Genomic DNA, 19285 nt, shown 5'->3' with positions numbered 1-19285 from the left:
TTGATACAAATTCACTCTGATGAGTAATCTTGTATGAATCAATCAAACACTGTATCAAGCACCTCCTCCCAAACTGAAATCTCATCAGCTGAATATTTTTCACAACGACAATTGAAACAAGGTACAGTCGGATGGGTTCTTCTGATCGGTTTGGGTGTAGCCTACGTCATTTCTGGGGATTTTGCTGGCTGGAATTTCGGTATTGCTCAAGGTGGTTGGGGTGGAATGTTTATCGCAACCGTACTGGTTGCGATCATGTATTTATGTTTATGCGTTTCGATGTCTGAAATGTCAACGATGATGCCAACTGCTGGCGGAGGCTATAGTTTTGCACGTGCAGCTTTCGGTCCTCTTGGAGGTTATCTAACAGGAACTGCCATTTTAATTGAATACGCGATCGCCCCTGCTGCAATTGCTGTTTTCATTGGCGGATATTGTGAGTCGTTATTTGGTTTAAATGGTTGGATGGTGTATCTATTTTGCTATCTCGTCTTTATGGGAATTCACTTAAAAGGTGCTGGTGAGGCACTTAAAATTATATTTGCCATTACGCTTATTGCTGTTATTGCTCTAGTGGTTTTTATTGCCGCTATGGCACCTCATTTTAATCTACAAAATTTATTTGATATACCTGTCGGTAATGCATTTGGAGCCAGCGCTTTTCTTCCACATGGTTATATCGGTATTTGGGCTGCTGTACCATTCGCAATTTGGTTTTTCCTAGCAGTTGAAGGCGTACCACTTGCTGCCGAAGAAACCAAAGATCCTGCGAAATCTTTACCACGCGGACTCATGGGTGCGATGTTTATTTTAACTGCTTTCGCGCTGCTTATTTTGATATTAGGTGTGGGCGCTGCGGGAGCAAGTAATATACAAAACTCAGGCGCCCCGTTAGTCGATGCTCTGATCAAAGTGTATGGAACTGAAATATGGGTTGCTACATTTGTTAATTTTGTGGGTTTAGCAGGTTTAATCGCGAGCTTTTTCTCAATTATTTACGCATATTCAAGACAAATTTTTGCCTTGTCTCGTGCTGGATATTTACCAAGATCATTATCATTAACCAATAAAAATAAAGCACCTTATTTAGCTATCATTATTCCAGGGATTATTGGCTTCTTGCTGTCTTTGACTAAAGAAGGTGATTCATTAATCTTAATTGCCGTGTTTGGTGCAACAATTTCTTATGTCCTCATTTTACTTTCTCATATTAAGCTTCGTTTATCCAAACCAGATATGCCCCGCCCTTATAAAACGCCAGGAGGAATAATAACTTCCTCTCTTGCACTTATCATGGCAATTGCTGCCGTCGTTGCAGGCTTTGTTGTTAATCCGAAAATATGGTTCATTGCAGCACTTATTTATGCATGCTTTATTGCTTACTTTTTACTCTATAGCCGTTATCATTTAGTAAAAGGTACGCCAGAAGAAGAATTTGCAAATATTAAAGCTGCCGAGAAAACACTATAAAGATTAAGGATGAAAAATGAGCTATCGAATTATAGTTGCCAATCAACAATATCATTTTGCAGATTTGAAAACACTTATGGCAAAAGCAACACCTTTACGCTCAGGTGATGAACTTGCGGGTGTTGCTGCATTCGATGCAACTGAACGTGTTGCCGCACAAATGGCATTGGCTGATCTTCCCTTAAAAACATTTCTCAATGAGGCTGTCGTCGACTATGAAATCGATGAAGTGACACGATTGATTATCGATGAGCATAATGCTCAGGCATTTAATCCTATCTCACATTTTACTATCGGAGATTTCCGCAACTGGTTACTTAGCGAGCAGGCAACTTCAGAAACACTTACTGCTTTAGTATCTGGACTCACTCCAGAAATGGTTGCTGCTGTGAGTAAAATCAGGCGTAACCAAGACCTCATCTATGTCGCAAGCAAGTGCGAAGTAATTACACAATTTCGAAATACAATTGGTTTAAAAGGTCATCTTTCCACTCGATTACAACCCAATCATCCAACGGATGACCTATTAGGTATTTCTGCAAGTATTTTAGATGGGCTAATGTATGGCAATGGCGATGCTGTTATTGGGATTAATCCTGCGACGGATAATTTGCATAATCTAACGGAACTTTTAAAGCTTTTGGATCATGTGATTCAAGAATATCAAATCCCAACTCAATCATGCGTACTCACCCACATTAGCTCAGGAATTCAATTAGCAGAAAGAAATGTACCTATTGATTTGATGTTTCAGTCTATTGCAGGAACACAACGTGCCAATGAAGGATTTGGTATCTCATTAGCGTTATTACAAGAAGGTTATGAGGCGACTTTGGCATTAAACCGAGGAACTTTAGGAAATAATGTCATGTACTTTGAAACTGGACAAGGCAGCGCGCTTTCAAGTAATGCTCATCATGGAGTTGATCAGCAAACACTAGAAACACGGGCTTATGCAGTAGCGAGAAAATATCAACCTTTATTAGTCAATACAGTTGTTGGTTTTATTGGACCTGAATATCTTTATAACGGTAAACAAATTATTCGAGCTGGGTTAGAAGATCATTTTTGTGGAAAACTACTCGGCTTACCAATGGGTTGTGATATTTGCTATACCAATCACGCTGATGCTGATCAAAATGATATGGACGTATTACTCACTCTATTTGGTGCTGCTGGGCTGAATTTCATTATGGGTATACCTGGTTCGGATGATGTTATGTTGAACTACCAAACGACATCTTTCCATGATGCATTGTATTTAAGACAATTATTGGGCCTGAAACCTACCCCTGAATTTTCTAAATGGCTAGAACAACAAGGTATTTTTAAACAGCAAAATGCCCATATTCATTGGGCAGAACAAATGCCTGAACAGTTCTCTCGTTTACTCATGAACTAGGAGCAATACAATGAAGCTGACTCCTGATATTCAATACCCATCATCAACACATCAAGATCAATGGGAAAAACTAAAGCAATTTACAGATGCAAGAATCGCTTTGGGTCGTACGGGATGTAGTTTGCCAACCAAAGTATTATTAGATTTTCAATTAGCGCATGCTCAAGCTCAGGATGCTGTTTACCAGAAATTAGACACTCATTATTTATCTGAACATTTATCTAAGCAGTTTATAGAAAGTATCCATGTAGAAAGTAATGCTAAAGACAAACAAACATATCTCAAGCGACCTGATTTAGGGCGACAATTATCGAAAGACTCAAAAGAACGCTTAGTAAATAAATTTAGCAATAAAGCTGAGAAATACGATGTTTGTATTGTTGTAGGAGATGGATTGTCTGCCCGTGCAATCGAATCAAATGCAATATCTTTTATTCTGTCTTTAGCAAAACAAATTCAACAAGAAGATTGGGCACTTGCTCCTGTCATCATTGCAACTGGCAGTAGAGTCGCTTTAGGAGATGATGTCGCGGAAATTTTGAAAGCACCTATGCTGGTCATGCTCATCGGCGAACGCCCAGGGTTGAGCTCTCCAGATAGCATGGGCGTGTACTATACATGGGATGCGCATACAGGTTCGACAGATGCCCAACGTAATTGTATTTCAAATGTTCGAACCGCTGGACTGAGTATCCCAATTGCAACACAACGCTTGATTAAGTTGATGAAAAATTCAAAACAGCTTGGTTTTTCTGGCGTTGATTTAAAAGATGAACATCAAGTTCCTAGCATTCAACAAACAGATTCATCTCAATTACTTTTTTAAGACAAATAACGATGCCATCGACTCCCTTTCCTACGCTTACAAGCAAAAGACTGATTCTACGTGAAATTACTCAGACTGATATTCAACAAATTTTTGAAATTTACAGTGATACTGAAGCAATGCGTTGGTTTGGTACAAATCCAATCCAATCATCAGAACAAGCACAAAGCATTATCGAACTTTTTGCAAACTGGAGAATTCAGGCTAATTCAGGTACAAGATGGGGTATACAGCTAAAAGGAGAAGATCATTTAATCGGAACTTGTGGTCTGTTCCGTTGGGACACAAATTGGAAAAAATGTAGCGTTGGCTATGAACTTGCTTCATCTGCTTGGGGGAATGGCTACATGTTTGAAGCACTAAATACAATTATCCCGTGGGGTTTTACTGAAATGATGTTAAATCGAATCGAAGCGCTCATTCATCCTAAAAATGTACAATCTCTTCGTTTAATCGAAAATTTAAGTTTTAGGAATGAAGGCTTACTTAGAGAAGCTGGCTATTGGTCAAATCAACACCATGATTTATTACAATACGGATTATTATTATCTGATTGGAATACGACTAAACAACATTAATACTTATTTATTTTTGAATATAATCATGTATTGAACCGTTATGATTTAGCCTGAATAAACAAGAAGTATTGATATGAGCCTACAAACATCCCTTCCTAAAACAATATATGCGATTCAACATCTTGCCTTTGAAGATTTAGGTTCCTTAGAAAATATTTTTTATGATTTTGGTTTTCGTGTCAGGTATTTTGAAGCTGGTGTTGATGATCTAACACCTGCTCTCAATTATGAAGGACTCACCGTTATTTTAGGTGGTCCAATTGGTGTATATGAAACAGAGGACTATCCTTTTCTAAAGGATGAACTTGAAGGTCTGAAGCAGCGATTGCTAGAAAACAAACCTACCATAGGTATTTGCTTAGGCGCCCAACTTATTGCGCATGCACTTGGTGTTAAAGTATATGCAGGACATCAAAAGGAAATAGGTTGGAGCGAATTAGAAATTAAGTCATTAGATAGTGATAGTAATGTCTTAACATCACTTGAAAATATCAAAGTTTTACACTGGCATGGTGATACTTTTGAGTTACCAAATAATGCGACTTTACTTGCAAGTTCAACCATTTATCCGAATCAGGCATTTTCAGTAGGAAATAATATTCTAGCCTTACAATTTCATCTTGAAATGATTGAAGAAAGTTTTGAGAAGTGGTTGATTGGCCATACTTGTGAGATACGACATGCAGGCTTATCAATCCCTCAATTAAGAGAAGATAACAAACTTTATGCAAAAAAATTAGAGAGCAAATCTCGTGAAGTTATTCAGACTTTTTTAGAAAAAATTTAACAATCAATTGGAAATCTATTTATTAGATTTCCAATTTATGCCCAATTCGATAACGACGATTTTTTAAATGTTTCGCAAGTAGATAAAAAATTCCACACATAGCTAACATTAGAACAGTAAAAATCCATAAAATCACATTCACAATCATTGAAATACGCTCAGCTTGTTGAGCACGTAAATCTAAAGGTTGTGTTATCGAAGTAATACTTTTGCCATAGAGTTGTTGTTGCATCACCCACAACTGTTCTGGCTTAAAATCATATTCTTGAAATTTAGATGGATTACTTTTTTCGGCTTTAATGAGTTGATTAACATAGATATTTGATGTTTTTCGATCTACAGGCTGATGTAATAAAGCGACTTGAGCCAATACATAAGCTTTTTCGGTTGAGCTAACATCAGCTTGATACAAATCTTGCGCGATCTGACTTTCAGCAATATTATTTTCATAACTCATCCATTGCTGATATGCCTGCTTAGTTTCATCTTTCCAGTCATATTGGATATAAGCCAAACTGGACCAAATCAAAATAAAACCAATCACCCATGCCAAAATCTTTTGAGTCCAGCCCTGTAAGCGTCTCTTTAAAAAACTGATTTTTTTTAGCAAACTGACGACAACAAATGCACCAATAAATGCACCAAATATTTTGAGAAATAGCCAACCAAACCATGAGATTAAATTAAAAAAATAATCAATAGGCTGTTTAAAAGGAACTAATTCCTGAACATGATAAGGTAGATCTAAAGCTTGTACATAAATTGAAAGATCATAGAAACGATAGATAAATTCTTTTTGCAAAAATAAAAATGCAATAGTAACAACTGCTAACGCACCGGTTAGAAAAAACCAGATCATCAAATGACGTTGACGCTTTTTTAAAACATCCAAACGTTGGTCAATGGGTTGCACACTAAATTCATCTATGGGTGACAATGATCTTTCCTTCAGTAAATTTAATCTAAGACTTAGGGGTATTTTGTCCGCTATTTTCCAGAACTAAATGATTCAAACTCTCTTGTAATGCACGTAACCGCGTTGTTGCCTCTGCTCGTTTTTGCATACCTTCTTTCTGAATTTGAATAACATCATTTACTGTTTTAATGAGGGTGTTTTGAACATGTTCAAGTGTTTCCACATCAATTACTGAACGCTGATTGGCTTTAGCAGTATCAACTGAGTTTTGATGTAATAATTCTGCATTTCGTCGTAACAATTCATTTGTGGTGTCATCAATAGCTTTTGCGAGCTGCACACTATTCTTTTGCTCTTGCAAAGAGATCGCTAAACTAATCTGATTCTTCCATGCAGGTAAGGTAATATTCTTAATTGCATAGAACTTATCAACTAACATCAAATTATTTGATTGAATAATACGAATCATTGGTAAAGTTTGCATCGCAGACTGCTGTAAAACTTGTAAATCACTCACTCTTTTTTCAAGGTTGTTTGCCAAGTGATTAAAATCATAAATTTGCTGCGTGGTTTTTTGATCTTGCTCTAGTGTCGTCAAGCTTGATATTTGTTGTTGAATATCCTGTTGTTTTAATTGCCCAGCAGCGATATAAACACCCAACTGTTTATATTCCTCTTGGACAGCATCAAACATTTTATCCAACGTTCCAACACGTGCTTTTAAACCAGACTGTGAGCTTTCAATCTCTTTCACCAACACATCGATTTGTTCTTTCGTGGTATTAAAATGCTGATCAAAACTTTGTTTAGCGCCTTTAAACTTACTCAGTAAGCCTCCGAAAAAGCCAGAGTTTTTAGACTTATTCAAGATACTTGAAGTGTTCAATTGCTGAGCCACTTGCACAACCTCATTCAATTTTTGACCTGTCGCATCCAAGTCTTTATTTTGAACAAGATTTAATAACTCATCTGTATAAGTAGAGGTTTTATTCGCAATATTTTTACCATACTCAGCAACTACTGTTGTGCTGATATCTGCAAGTTCTTTATGAGCATCCATTACTTCTGAAAAATCTTGCGGTTGCAATCCTAATTCTTTTAAGTTCAGTTGCTCAAAGCGTTGCTCTTCTTTTAGTACAACCTCATTTGAGACTTTATTAAGTTCTAAATCTGACATCATATTCCCCTCTTATTTCTGTAATGATTTTTTCAAATTCTGGATCAGTTTTTCTCTACTCTTGTCTAACTCTTCAAGCGTCGCAGCTGAATGAGATTCGTGACTTTGCTTCAAATGATATTGCCATGCAGGAATCAAAACTTGTTGAGCCTCTTTAAAACGATCTAATAGGCTAAATGATAAATGCTGTGACAATTGCATTTGTTTCATCGCAATGTCATTACTGCTTTGTAAAGTTTGTAACGTATTAATTTTTTTTGATAAGCGCTCCACAAAATGATCAAGCACTTGTTGTTTGCTAAACTGCGGATATTCATTTAGAAACTCATTAGCAGCAAAAATATAAGCTGCCATTTGTTCCCTTAAGCCAAGTGCTTGTTGTAATCTCGATTGTGATTTTTGAATTTCAATCTGTAATTTTTGACTTAAATGATTGGCTTCATTAATTAAGCGATCTAAGTCTTTAATATATTTCACTTGCCCGGCATCATATTCAATATCAATGCCCAACCATTTTTGCAATGCGTTAAAGCGACGACCACCTAAATATTTTTTGGACACTGATAATTGCTGAATAATTTGTGTAATTACTTCACTTAGTTGTTGATTCAGCTTAGGATCAACACCATTCAACAATACACTTTGAGCCTGTACCAAATGATCGGCATAATGATTTAAAAGATGAGGATCATTGAGCAAAGGCAATAAATCATTACGCTTAATCGCCAAAATATGGTCTTGATTTGACTCAATTTGCGATAAAGGTGTTAAGTCGAGTGCTGTAGCCATATCATTAAAACGAGTAACAACAAAGAAATCTGAACATATTTAGTTTTAGCATGTTATTGATTTTTCGCATACTTAAATGTTGTTATGTTTTTAATATTGTCCTAGCTATTCTGAGCAAAACCTTCTCAACCACAATAAGTTAAGAAGGCTTATTACCGAATCATCTCATCGACTATTCATCATTTAATGCGCATTCAAAACTATTTGGATTTTGTTTGCACCGAACTTTTTTAAGGAAACTCATCATTTTCGGATCGTAAACGCCAGCTTTAGTTAATGAAATCCGTGCTTCACGCATCATTTTCATATAATTAACCTGTTCTTCAGCTGAAATATTCATCCAATATTTCGCTGGAATCTCTTTTTCATATTTGGAAATAATATTGAAAGTTCGACCCAATTGACCAGCGACCCATTCTCTTGATTTCTGCCCAAAACCCTCAGGAAATTTTTCTTTTCGAATAATAAAATTAGCTGATATTTGCGTCAGTGGAAATTTAACAATACCACCGTTTTCACCCAACCCTTTATGCAACTCAAGTGGCTTATAAGCAACAATCGGAGCAGGCACAATGTCAATTTGATGATTATTAAATTTTGGCCCGGCTGTTGTGACATCAACAGATACAGCTTGCGCCCCAACCTGAGCTACTAAACGAGGTTGAGCTTCATCATAAGCAAATACACCTATTTTTTTACCCGCAGCTTTCGCTAAAGTATTGATGTTTCGATCTGAGACAAATAGATACGCTGGACCAATTGTACCTAAACCTGCAATTTCATAAGAACCATTGATCATGCTTTGAGCTGCATGAGGTTTAGACAAAATTTGATATGCAAGAATTGCGGTTTTCATATCTGTTAATGCACCAATTGCATCTAATGAGCCGATATATTTATTGAATTGCCTGCCTCGTAAACCACTAATAATTGCTCCGTCACAATGACCAACTTTGAGATTCTCTGCTGCAATCCGTTCATCTACGTAAGCACGTAATTCGATATCTGCACCCCACTTCTTCGCTTCTAAAGCATAATCTTTAGCTAATGCAAAGGCATCACCTGATTTACCAACTGGATCAAAGATGCAAACAATTTGTTTCGCTTGAGTAAAAGACGCCAAACCTGAAAATAGCACACCGACCAATAATTTTTTATTTATCATCTCATTCCTCCCGAAAAAGATTTTTATAGATATCCATCTCACTCCATTTTCAAATATGTTCCTATGACATCATAAATATTTTCAGACCAATTAAAGTCAATTGTTTTTAAGCATATGTTTTAATTGTTATTTCATGGGTTGATAAAATCGTTTCTAAGCATGTTGATAAAATGATTGTTTTGGAAACTCAATTATTGGATCGGTTTTGTCGGGATAGCATAAGTTCCTATCACATGTGCTACCGGTTCATCATCACCGATTGAATATAACCAAACTTCACCTGTAACTAGTGTTCGTCCGACCTTAATTAATTTACACACTGCACGAATATTTTGATTTCCATTCGGTTTGCGAAAAAAATTTATCGTCATATTTGTGGTTACTGCCATCGCAATTAAACCTAGATGCCCCATGATTGCGACATAAAGGGCGAAATCTGCAACTAACATTAATGTCGGGCCAGAAACTGTTTGCCCTGGTCGTAAATCATTCTGATCAACACGATATAATAATTCAGCACCTCTATCCGTTATTTCTTGAATACTGGTTTTTTCGAGCGCTTGAGGAAACTCTTGCGCTAAAAAATTAATGATTTCGTTTTTATCAATCGCCATTTTTTTATTCCACATTTTAAAATTTATTTTGATTAAAAAATTCACCGCAATCATTATTCAGCTTTATTTGATAACTCATTTAAGACTTGCCAATAAGTTGGTGGCTCAGACACATAACCTCTATCTTTGAGCATTTGATGCATTCGAGGTAATTTAAAATATGGAACCGTTGCCATCAAATGATGTTCTTTATGATAGTTGACATGGATTGGTGCAACCAAAGCACGTGCAATGTAGCCTGCTTTAGTAGTACGAGTATTGGTCAAAGCACTATTACTGGTTGGCATACCTGCATGTTCTGCCATTGAGCGTACACGTAGGAATAGTGGAAATGGTGTTAAATAAGCTAAAACCCAAAGTGCATATAATTTTGGATGTCCTGCTGCCCAAAGCACAGAAAATAATGCCGCATTGGTTGCAATAGCGCCGCCACTATTTTTTAAAAAAGCTTTTGCGTAGTCAGCCCAATGTCGACCTTCTTGGGAAATCCAACGACGATCATTCGACACAGTCCATTCCATTTTCTCTGTATCCATTAGAACACGACCAACAGCAAATTTAAAACCAGTAATTCCTGAAATATCTCTTAAAAATTTACGCATTAACGATTTTTTAGACGTTGGAAAACCAGCTACTAGCGACAAATCAGGATCATCCACAGTAGAAGTTCTACTATGATGACGAATATGATGTACGCGATACTTTTTCAAATCATTCCAAATTGGTCGTGCACATAGCCAATCTGTCGCGACATCATTCAACCACTTTGTTTTAAATAAACTTTGGTGTGATGCATCATGCATAATAATAGCAAGCGCTAGCTGACGACCTGCTAAAACGATTAAAGCAGCGATGCACATCAGTAGTTTACCCCATGCAGGTAAATACTCCCATGTACTTGCTACAGCTGCGAAAATTCCACCGATAACCGCCCATGTTGATAAAACAGCCCAACTGCCATGTATATCAGACTTTGATGTTAACTCAGTGATTTCTTCTCGTGAAAATAAATCACTAATCGCGGTACGTGTATTCATATCCTTAACCTATATTTGTTTTAATTTTTAAAAAATACAAAATTTATAGTTTTATTTTAAAACAAGTAATATTTCTGTCAATATATTAAAATTAATTTTATTGTAATATTTTAGATTAAATGAGACTCATAAAATTTTTGCCATAAGAGCAATCCCGTTTGGTCTAATCGTTGTACGCTTGATGCAAATTCCTGACGCAACTCAACATCGACAAAATCTTGAGGTAACAAAGGATCATTCATAAGCAAGGAAATCGTTTGTCGACCAAGTAATAATGATTCCTTAGCGGCAATATCTAGAGTTAATTGATCTACGGTATCCAACCATTTTTGAATCATTCCATTATATTTTTTGTAGTTTTCATTCAAAGTTTGAGTCGGCCACAATTTTGGAATATTGAATAACGTTGATTCATCAAAATCATTAATTTGACAAATTTTTGCTGTTTTCTCTAAACCAGATGTCTGTAATTCTAAAAAAAGTGCTTTAAAAGGAATTGCCAAATTATCAGGGCGTATATAAATTCCTTGCTCAAGCTCTTTGAAACCAAAGTGCTTCAGTGCTCTTTCTCTACGATTCAATGCGGTACGGTCGACTCGCCCGAGCACCCCAGTTAAAACAGCAAGATATTGATGATTCCACGGTTTAGTTTGTTTAATACCATTCTTTCGATTGAGCATCACGTCTGCCCACTCATGTGATTGAGCCGTGAACTGATATATTCCTCGTTCAATAGCTTCAATTACACCTTCATTTGACAAGCGAGTAACCGCTACACGAATACTATTTTCACTAATGTCGAAAAGTTTCGCTGCAATAATTATTTGCTTAATTGAGATCTCACGACCCTGTAGCCCAAGAAGTAAATCAATAATTAAATCTCGTGCATTCATTTTTGCTATTGTCATTTTTACAGTTGAACCATTAGTGAGATATAAAAATAAAGAACCGCAATTTTATCTTAGAAGTGCTCCCTTTTAGTCATTTTCCTAAAAGGGAGATGTATTATTTTATAGAAAAATAAATAATAAAATGATACCAAGTACAATTCGGTACCATGCAAAAACACGTAATGTATGACGCTCAACAAATTTTACTAATGCACTGACAACCAACAATGCCGCAATAAACGCTGCCACAAAGCCTACAGCGATATTCAACATATTGTCTTGTGTGAGTACATCTGCATTACGAGCCAAATCAAAAACCGCTGCACCAAGCATTGTTGGCATTGCTAAGAAAAAAGAGAACTCTGTTGCAGCTTTTCGAGATAGACCAGAGAACATCCCTCCGACAATGGTTGCACCAGAACGTGAAGTTCCAGGAATCATCGCCACACATTGCGCGCAGCCCACTAAAAATGCTTGCTTATAAGTGATCTTGGTTGCTTCTGTGGTTTTATGTTCAAATTTAATGGACTCTACCCAGAAGATGATCAAACCACCGATAATCAATGCGACAGCAACGACTAAGGGACTAAATAAAACACTCTTAATAAAATCTACTGCAAATATCCCAATCACAACTGCAGGGAAAAATGCAATTAAAACACTAAATGCAAAATGACGTGCTTCTGCGTCGCCACTAAAAAAGCCTTTAAGTAAATCGAAAATCTTCTGACGATATAACCAACATACAGCTAAAATTGCCCCAAGTTGAATAACAACTTCAAATACACGACCATCGTCTGAATGGAAATCGATCATATGACCAAATAAAATCAGATGCCCTGTACTCGAAATAGGTAAAAACTCAGTGAGACCCTCAATAAAACCTAAAAATAAGGCCTTTAAAATTTCAATATGTTCCATAACTTACTCAAAAGCACGTAATATAAAATAGCTAAAAAAATTAGAGGCAAGCTTAACCCGAATTTAAATCAAATTATGTGACTGTCACGTAACGTTTTAATGAATCATTTATCCAAAGATCACTATATTTAGATAATCATTAAGCTATTTTTTTTCTGCATTTGTTCCACAACTTCACGCGTGTCAAAACCCAAACGCCAGTACAATAGCTCTAAAACATCTAACTCATCTTGCGTGATAATACGATCGCTCCACAAACAACGTTCGGCTATAGATAAAATATTTAAACGATCTCTCAGCAGCAATCCAGAAACATCATTTAATATTTCAGCTAAATCAAGCGGTTCATCAGAAATATCTGCATAAATTCGCATCTCATGTGGTGCTAATATTTGCTGTAGAATCCGCTCTCTGACTTCAAGTTGATTTGGGCTATTAATTTGTTGTACATGCAATAAAGCATCAATTAAATGTACTATTTGCGACTTTACGTCTTCAAAAGAAGTTGGTAGATGCGCTGGCATCAAATTAAGTTCATGTTTGACTCGCTCAAGCAACAAAGCATCAAGCAAACCCACTTCACCATCTTCTTGAATAATACATGCGAGTTTCGTCAAAAATTGACGTGCAATACTGGTTGGCATATGCCCAATATTCTTACAAGCATCATGAAAAATCTGCACATGAATTCGACCATCTAGATTTAATAAGGCATCGACAATTGCATGGCTCACAGCAGCATCTTGCGGAATAAATTCACGATATTGTCGTATCATTAAAATCGCAACCATCACTTCTCTTGAACCAGTTGCCGTTTGCATGGCGCGCTGAATTAGTTCAGGGCGTTTTTTATTTTTTCGCATTTCGGAATTAAGTGGCTTAATTGCATCATTCAATGCAAAGCTAATTGGAGATAATCGCAACAACGGTAATGGCTGAGGCGAGCTCCAAGGTACGCTGAGATCTGTTAGTTCCTCTTCTAAAGAGCGAAATAGACTAAATAAAGGGCGATTACGTAATTTTCTTAAATTTTCTAGCTGTAAATCCTGTAATAGTGTTGGATTCAACTCATAAATTCGATCTTTAATATTTGGATGAATATTCATCCAACTTTGTGGACTAAGCGAATTTGCAAAACACATATGTGAAATCGATTCTGAGTAAGCACTATGAATTTGTGAACCTGAATGATGCACATAAATCCGTAACAAGGTTTGAATATTGGCATTATTATTCATCAAACGCATAGTTTTTAAATCATTACGGAAAGTACGGCCGCTCAATGTTAAATATTTAATCAATCGAGTAATTAAAATGCCTAAACTACCGATCAACCAAATCACACCACCAATCGCAACAAAAATAGTTTCAAACTTATTACGATAAGATGTTGCATAAGGACTATACCCTGCTTGAGCTAATTTACTGCCCCACTGACTAAAGGTGGTTAGACCACTGTATAGTATTTTTAATTTGGTATTTTCAACCGCTTCACCTGACAAAATTTGATTAAATTCATAGCTTAATAAACCATAAAGCTCTAATTCATCTAAATTTTGTAATGCTCCCCAAGTTAAAATAATCACAATATCCTGTGATTTAAAACCAGCCGTTAAAGCATTAACACCGACTTCATCTGGTAAGACATAAACAGCGGGGGTATCAATCGCAAAACTTTGGGCAACTTTTTCGACAACTTTTAAAGCAGTACTTTCCTCTGGTGTGCTTTCATCAAAGACTAAGCGTCTTGCTTTAAGTTGCTTTGCAAGTGAGTGTCCGCCTTCGCGCAAAACATAAAGTTCTGCTCCCACCGACCAGATAAGTACTAAAAATAAAATTGCAATAAAATACGGACTAAGAACATGCCACCAAATCGGTTGCGTATAATCAAAAAAATGAACCACCAAACCCAGAATTAAGTTCAGAATAAAAACAGTGAGCAACATTGCAAGAATGCAAAAGCTTACTGACCAAGCAATATTTTTATTTTCAATTAAGTAATGGCTCATTTCTTTCAATGTAAATTTTCCTTATTACATTGTCTTCGTCAACGGCTTAATTGCCTTACCTATCATAAAATAAAAAAGCGGGAAATTCCCGCTTTTCTACTGATTAAAGTAATTACTCTTCTTTAATCCCTGTCAAATCAACAGAAGAAGCATCGATATTAACATCGATATAACCATCAGCTTTCTTCTTAGCTGTGTCATTACGCTTCTGCTCAAGATTAATCAAATAGTCACTATCAATTCCACCAGCGACATAAACACCATCAAAAACAGAGCAATCAAACTCTCTTAAATCTGGAACTTTGCTAGTACGAACTGCATCTTTCAGATCTTCCAAATCTTGGAAAATAAGGCGATCCGCACCAATGATGTCACGAATTTCTTCAACAGTACGATCAGATGCAATAAGTTCAGATTTTGCTGGCATATCAATACCATACACATTTGGATATTTCACCATAGGTGCAGCAGATGCAAAAAATACTTTTTTCGCACCAGAATCACGTGCCATCTGAATAATTTCATTACAAGTTGTACCACGTACAATTGAGTCATCGACCAGTAAAACGTTTTTACCTTTAAACTCAAGTTCTACAGGGTTCAGCTTTTGACGCACTGATTTTTTGCGTTGCTGTTGACCAGGCATAATAAAGGTACGTCCGATATAGCGGTTTTTCATAAACCCTTCACGGAATTTCACACCTAAAATATTTGCTAACTCTAATGCAGAAGTACGACTCGTATCTGGAATAGGAATCACAACGTCAATATCGTGTTGCTCACTCCATTCTTTTAAAATTTTATAGGCAAGCTTTTCACCCATTTTTAAACGAGCTTTATAAACAGAGATTCCATCTATAATCGCATCTGGACGCGCAAAATACACATATTCAAAAATACAAGGGCGATACTCAGGTTCTACCGCACATTGTTTAGTAAATAATTGCCCTTTGCTATCAACAAAAATTGCTTCGCCAGGCGCGATATCTCGCTCAATTTTGAAACCTAATGCTGTAATAGCAACAGATTCAGATGCAATAATGTATTCAAGACCCTGATCAGTTTCTCTAGAACCATAAATCAATGGACGGATACCATTTGGATCACGGAAGCCAACTAAACCATGTCCGGTAATCATCGCCACTACACCATAAGCACCCTTACAACGCTCATGAACACGCGTTACGGTATGAAAAATATCTTCAGGTGTTGGATTTAATGTGCCGATTTTCTGTAGTTCATGTGCAAATACATTCAGTAAAACTTCAGAATCAGAATCGGTATTCATGTGTCGTAGATCTGTTTTAAACAGATCATCATGAATTTCTGCTGCGTTGGTTAAATTACCATTATGTGCAAGCGTAATTCCGTAAGGAGAGTTGACATAAAAGGGTTGCGCTTCTGCACTACTCGATGAACCAGCGGTTGGGTAACGAACATGCCCAATACCGTAATTACCAAGTAAGGCACGCATGTGACGAGTATGGAATACATCACGGACCATACCGTTATCTTTGCGGAGAAATAAACGCCCTTGATCGCAAGTTACAATCCCTGCTGCATCTTGTCCGCGATGTTGTAACATCGTCAAGGCATCAAATAACATTTGGTTTACTGGTGATTTACCAGCAATCCCAACAACTCCACACATAGCAACCTCGCAACGAGCTAGCAATTAATAAAAAGGATTCTTGGTAGAATGATCAGAACGTTGATCTACTGAAGCTTGTTCTGAATCTTCCATTTCAGTTGAAGGGCGATGTAATAACGCGCCTTCGGATGTCATTTGATTTAATGCCTCATTTGCAGCATCTTTAGATATTTCAGTTGCTACAGGTGCATACGGTAAAAGAATTTGTACAAATTTGGACTGTTTCCAATGGGGAGAACTATCAACCCAAGGTCCTACACCCTGCATTGTAACTAGAACAATCAATAAACCTTTTAATGAGCCAAATGCTCCACCTGCTAAACGATTTAATGGGCCCAATTTTAAACTTTTCAAGAGCCCATTTAACAGCGCGGTAACGACCCAAGTACACACAACAATAATCAGGACAATAAAAGCAAACGCTGCAATTTTTTGCACAACAGGGTCTTGGCTCAAACTGCTCATAGCCGGTGCCAACATAACTGCGTATTTTGCCCCAATGATCAATGCGAATATCCACCCGATCAAGTTCGCAAAGGCTTTTATAAATCCTTGACGCAAACCGTTAAGCCCTCCAATGAGCAATATGATCAGGATGATGATATCAAGGGTGTTCATTTCACACTGTCATCGCATCAATACAATCTTTTACAAGGGTTGGACCTGTATAAATGAGTCCGCTATAGACCTGTACTAAACTTGCACCTGCTTGCTGTTTTGCTACAGCTTGTTCTCCAGATACAATTCCACCAACACCAATTAAAGGTATCTTTCCAGCTAGAATCTCTGCAAATTGGCTTAGACACTTTGTACTTTTTTCAAAGACTGGTGCGCCAGACAATCCCCCTGCTTCATTACCATTATGAAAATTTTCAACACCTTCTCGACCTAAGGTTGTATTCGTCACAATCAATCCATCAATCTTAAATTTAATTAATTGCATTGAGATAAAGCGAATATCTTCTGATTCTAAATCGGGTGCAACTTTAAGTGCCAAAGGAACATAATGATTGTATTGTTCAGCAAGTTCTAGTTGTCGATCTTTCAAAGTTTGTAACAGCTCTGTGAGCGCATCACCGCTTTGTAAACTACGTAAATTCTTTGTATTCGGTGATGAGATATTTACTGTGATATAAGAAGCGTAGTTATAAACTTTTTCTAAACAAATTAAATAATCTGAGACAGCATCTTCAACAGGCGTATCAGCATTCTTACCGATATTAATTCCTAAAACACCTCGGAATTTCGATGCCTTTACATTCTCAATGAGCTTATCAACACCATCATTATTAAATCCCATACGGTTGATGATGGCTTTTGCTTCTGGGATACGGAATAGTCGAGGTAAAGGATTACCTGCTTGAGGGCGAGGAGTAATGGTTCCAATTTCAATAAAACCAAAACCTAAAGCAGCAAGAGCATCAATATGTGCTCCATTTTTATCTAGACCAGCAGCCAAGCCAACTGGATTTGGAAACTCGATTCCCATACAAGTCACAGGTTTATGTGCAACTTTTTGATGCATCAGTCCAAATTTATGAGCTTTATCAAGCATTGAAAGTGTAAGTTCATGTGCACGCTCTGGTGCTAAAGTAAACAACAAAGGGCGAGCCAATGAATATAACATACCAATCACAGTCTACTGATTTCCAAGTAGCAGTATTATAGGCTTAGGCTAAACAAAACACCATGCTTGACATAGGCTTATTTTGTAGAGTCTTTGCTTTAATGCTTTTAGATTAAACAATTCCTAATTATAAGTATGTGATCCTCTCTTAAATTTCAAAAAGTAAATAGCCAAGCTGTAAAAAGAAGCTTGGCTATTTACTATATTTTTAATGGATTAGTTATTTCCAAGAATAAGAAACACCTGCACCTACGGCAGTAGTATTGCCATTGTTAAACCCTGTTGAGAAAGCACCTTTAACTGCAACGCCATTTTCAAAATAATGACTCGCACCCACAGCAATTGCAGATTGACTATCGTAATGCCCCATACCAACCCCTACAGTGGATGCACCTTGTTCTGCTGGCATCGGAATATTAGTCATTGCAGTAATACCTGCAATACCTTGTGCAGCAATTTCACGGTTTTTACGCACATCTTGGTTCGTTTGGTCTAACCGATTTGAAACGTCTCTAAAGTTATTTTCTAAATCCAAAACTTTAGTATCGGTATATGCTTTAGCATCCGATAACACTTTAGCATCAGCAGTTTTATATTCTTGACGCATCACAACCTCACGACTGTCAGTGTAGCCTTTAGCACTCGATAATGTTGCCTGATCACCAGCATCAGCATACGTTTTAGCATCTGTTAATACTTTAGCATTGCCATCTTTCATTTGTTTCACATTAACCGCATCAGTATCTTGAACACCTGCTGCAACATGAATCACTTGACGCTCTTTACCTGATGCCCCTACCGATACTGTATTGTCACGATCAGATGCAGAATCATTACCTAACACAACTGAGTTTTTGGCTGAAGTATTAACATTATTGCCTACAACAAAGCTGTTATCACCTTTAACCGTATTATCGTTACCAACGGCGTAACTTCCATCACCTTGAACTAAGTTTGGATCGCCAAATGCACCTGAACGATTACCCTCAACTTTATTTCCTTTGCCCACTACAGTATTTGACTCACCTTTGGCAGAAGCCCCTGAACCTATAACAGTATTATTATTCCCATCGGCTACTGCTCCATCACCTAATGCTGTCGCACCTGTTCCAGTCGCTTTAGCACCCGTTGAAGTAGCATTCGGATTTGCATCAAGATACGGATTATTACCACCCTGCGTTGCTAACCATTCTTTTTCGGTACCGTTATAACCATTAGCTACCGCAACTTCATATGCACTCTTACCGTTAGCCCCAGTATCACCTTTGTCTCCCTTAGCTCCAGTTGCGCCTACATCGCCTTTATCGCCCTTGTCACCCTGAATACCTTGAGCTCCTGTCGTACCTACGTCACCTTTATCGCCTTTGTCACCCTGAACGCCTTGGGCTCCAGTCGCGCCTGTTGCGCCAACATCACCTTTATCGCC

Annotated in this window: 18 protein-coding genes; 5 read left to right on the top strand and 13 right to left on the bottom strand. The window is 37.2% G+C overall.

The features are described 5' to 3' along the window. Window positions 1-33: 33 nt before the first annotated feature. The 5 genes from eat to F933_RS03175 all read left to right on the top strand — a co-directional run bounded on the left by eat (window position 34) and on the right by F933_RS03175 (window position 5063). Entirely contained in the window at window positions 34-1470 is a 1437-nt protein-coding gene (gene eat / locus F933_RS03195; protein ID WP_005058462.1) for an ethanolamine permease, read from the top strand. 16 nt (window positions 1471-1486) lie between these two features. Further along, window positions 1487-2872 (top strand): ethanolamine ammonia-lyase subunit EutB, encoded by a 1386-nt coding sequence (locus F933_RS03190; protein ID WP_005058461.1) that lies wholly within the window; start codon window positions 1487-1489, stop codon window positions 2870-2872. Window positions 2873-2882: 10 nt separating this feature from the next. After that, window positions 2883-3698, top strand: a complete 816-nt coding sequence (eutC, locus tag F933_RS03185) for an ethanolamine ammonia-lyase subunit EutC (RefSeq protein WP_005058460.1) — start codon at window positions 2883-2885, stop codon at window positions 3696-3698. Window positions 3699-3709: 11 nt separating this feature from the next. Beyond that, window positions 3710-4276 carry a GNAT family N-acetyltransferase gene (locus tag F933_RS03180; protein ID WP_005058459.1) on the top strand — a complete coding sequence of 189 codons (567 nt, stop codon included), beginning with the start codon at window positions 3710-3712 and terminating at the stop codon, window positions 4274-4276. 73 nt (window positions 4277-4349) lie between these two features. Then, the gene (locus F933_RS03175; RefSeq protein WP_005058457.1) at window positions 4350-5063 is read left to right on the top strand and encodes a glutamine amidotransferase; all 714 of its coding nucleotides are present in this window, start codon (window positions 4350-4352) and stop codon (window positions 5061-5063) included. 22 nt (window positions 5064-5085) lie between these two features. Here the strand turns inward: F933_RS03175 and F933_RS03170 are convergent, their stop codons facing one another. From F933_RS03170 to F933_RS17215, 13 genes are all read right to left on the bottom strand, one after another. Continuing rightward, on the bottom strand, window positions 5086-6000 hold the full coding sequence (locus F933_RS03170) for a hypothetical protein (protein WP_005058455.1): 915 nt from the start codon (window positions 5998-6000) through the stop codon (window positions 5086-5088). 25 nt (window positions 6001-6025) lie between these two features. Further along, window positions 6026-7156 carry a toxic anion resistance protein gene (locus F933_RS03165; protein WP_034710346.1) on the bottom strand — a complete coding sequence of 377 codons (1131 nt, stop codon included), beginning with the start codon at window positions 7154-7156 and terminating at the stop codon, window positions 6026-6028. A gap of 12 nt (window positions 7157-7168) precedes the next feature. Next, window positions 7169-7945: a hypothetical protein gene (locus F933_RS03160; protein WP_005058450.1), complete on the bottom strand. Its 777-nt coding sequence runs from the start codon at window positions 7943-7945 to the stop codon at window positions 7169-7171. Window positions 7946-8117: 172 nt separating this feature from the next. After that, window positions 8118-9110, bottom strand: a complete 993-nt coding sequence (locus F933_RS03155) for a putative solute-binding protein (protein WP_005058448.1) — start codon at window positions 9108-9110, stop codon at window positions 8118-8120. 191 nt (window positions 9111-9301) lie between these two features. After that, window positions 9302-9724 (bottom strand): PaaI family thioesterase, encoded by a 423-nt coding sequence (locus F933_RS03150; protein WP_005058446.1) that lies wholly within the window; start codon window positions 9722-9724, stop codon window positions 9302-9304. A 53-nt stretch (window positions 9725-9777) separates the two neighbouring features. Then, a complete protein-coding gene (locus F933_RS03145; protein WP_005058444.1) occupies window positions 9778-10761 on the bottom strand; it encodes a fatty acid desaturase family protein in 984 nt (327 codons plus the stop codon). 110 nt (window positions 10762-10871) lie between these two features. Next, window positions 10872-11669 (bottom strand): hypothetical protein, encoded by a 798-nt coding sequence (locus tag F933_RS03140; RefSeq protein WP_005058442.1) that lies wholly within the window; start codon window positions 11667-11669, stop codon window positions 10872-10874. Between the two features lie 102 nt (window positions 11670-11771). Further along, window positions 11772-12572: an undecaprenyl-diphosphate phosphatase gene (locus F933_RS03135; protein ID WP_005053371.1), complete on the bottom strand. Its 801-nt coding sequence runs from the start codon at window positions 12570-12572 to the stop codon at window positions 11772-11774. Window positions 12573-12700: 128 nt separating this feature from the next. Beyond that, window positions 12701-14590: a M48 family metalloprotease gene (locus F933_RS03130; protein ID WP_171065737.1), complete on the bottom strand. Its 1890-nt coding sequence runs from the start codon at window positions 14588-14590 to the stop codon at window positions 12701-12703. 103 nt (window positions 14591-14693) lie between these two features. After that, window positions 14694-16232: an amidophosphoribosyltransferase gene (purF, locus tag F933_RS03125; RefSeq protein ID WP_005053369.1), complete on the bottom strand. Its 1539-nt coding sequence runs from the start codon at window positions 16230-16232 to the stop codon at window positions 14694-14696. A gap of 24 nt (window positions 16233-16256) precedes the next feature. Then, window positions 16257-16850, bottom strand: coding sequence for a CvpA family protein (locus F933_RS03120; protein WP_005058439.1), 594 nt, complete (start codon window positions 16848-16850; stop codon window positions 16257-16259). Between the two features lies 1 nt (window position 16851). After that, window positions 16852-17859: a quinone-dependent dihydroorotate dehydrogenase gene (locus F933_RS03115; RefSeq protein WP_005058436.1), complete on the bottom strand. Its 1008-nt coding sequence runs from the start codon at window positions 17857-17859 to the stop codon at window positions 16852-16854. A 220-nt stretch (window positions 17860-18079) separates the two neighbouring features. Continuing rightward, the coding region (locus F933_RS17215; RefSeq protein ID WP_005058434.1) for a YadA-like family protein at window positions 18080-19285 on the bottom strand (1206 nt) is incomplete at its 5' end.

The sequence above is a fragment of the Acinetobacter beijerinckii CIP 110307 genome (genome assembly GCF_000369005.1).
Taxonomy (GTDB): Bacteria; Pseudomonadota; Gammaproteobacteria; order Pseudomonadales; family Moraxellaceae; genus Acinetobacter; species Acinetobacter beijerinckii.
Note: the sequence above shows the minus strand (reverse complement) of the source record. Positions and strands in the feature narration are given on the sequence as shown.

Excerpts from the sequence above, each read along its gene's own strand:
- eat (WP_005058462.1), top strand. The coding sequence starts at position 34 with ATGAATCAATCAAACACTGTATCAAGCACCTCCTCCCAAACTGAAATC.
- F933_RS03190 (WP_005058461.1), top strand. The coding sequence starts at position 1,487 with ATGAGCTATCGAATTATAGTTGCCAATCAACAATATCATTTTGCAGAT.
- eutC (WP_005058460.1), top strand. The coding sequence starts at position 2,883 with ATGAAGCTGACTCCTGATATTCAATACCCATCATCAACACATCAAGAT.
- F933_RS03180 (WP_005058459.1), top strand. The coding sequence starts at position 3,710 with ATGCCATCGACTCCCTTTCCTACGCTTACAAGCAAAAGACTGATTCTA.
- F933_RS03175 (WP_005058457.1), top strand. The coding sequence starts at position 4,350 with ATGAGCCTACAAACATCCCTTCCTAAAACAATATATGCGATTCAACAT.
- F933_RS03165 (WP_034710346.1), bottom strand. The coding sequence starts at position 7,156 with ATGTCAGATTTAGAACTTAATAAAGTCTCAAATGAGGTTGTACTAAAA.
- F933_RS03160 (WP_005058450.1), bottom strand. The coding sequence starts at position 7,945 with ATGGCTACAGCACTCGACTTAACACCTTTATCGCAAATTGAGTCAAAT.
- F933_RS03155 (WP_005058448.1), bottom strand. The coding sequence starts at position 9,110 with ATGATAAATAAAAAATTATTGGTCGGTGTGCTATTTTCAGGTTTGGCG.
- F933_RS03150 (WP_005058446.1), bottom strand. The coding sequence starts at position 9,724 with ATGGCGATTGATAAAAACGAAATCATTAATTTTTTAGCGCAAGAGTTT.
- F933_RS03145 (WP_005058444.1), bottom strand. The coding sequence starts at position 10,761 with ATGAATACACGTACCGCGATTAGTGATTTATTTTCACGAGAAGAAATC.
- F933_RS03140 (WP_005058442.1), bottom strand. The coding sequence starts at position 11,669 with ATGACAATAGCAAAAATGAATGCACGAGATTTAATTATTGATTTACTT.
- F933_RS03135 (WP_005053371.1), bottom strand. The coding sequence starts at position 12,572 with ATGGAACATATTGAAATTTTAAAGGCCTTATTTTTAGGTTTTATTGAG.
- purF (WP_005053369.1), bottom strand. The coding sequence starts at position 16,232 with ATGTGTGGAGTTGTTGGGATTGCTGGTAAATCACCAGTAAACCAAATG.
- F933_RS03120 (WP_005058439.1), bottom strand. The coding sequence starts at position 16,850 with ATGAACACCCTTGATATCATCATCCTGATCATATTGCTCATTGGAGGG.
- F933_RS03115 (WP_005058436.1), bottom strand. The coding sequence starts at position 17,859 with ATGTTATATTCATTGGCTCGCCCTTTGTTGTTTACTTTAGCACCAGAG.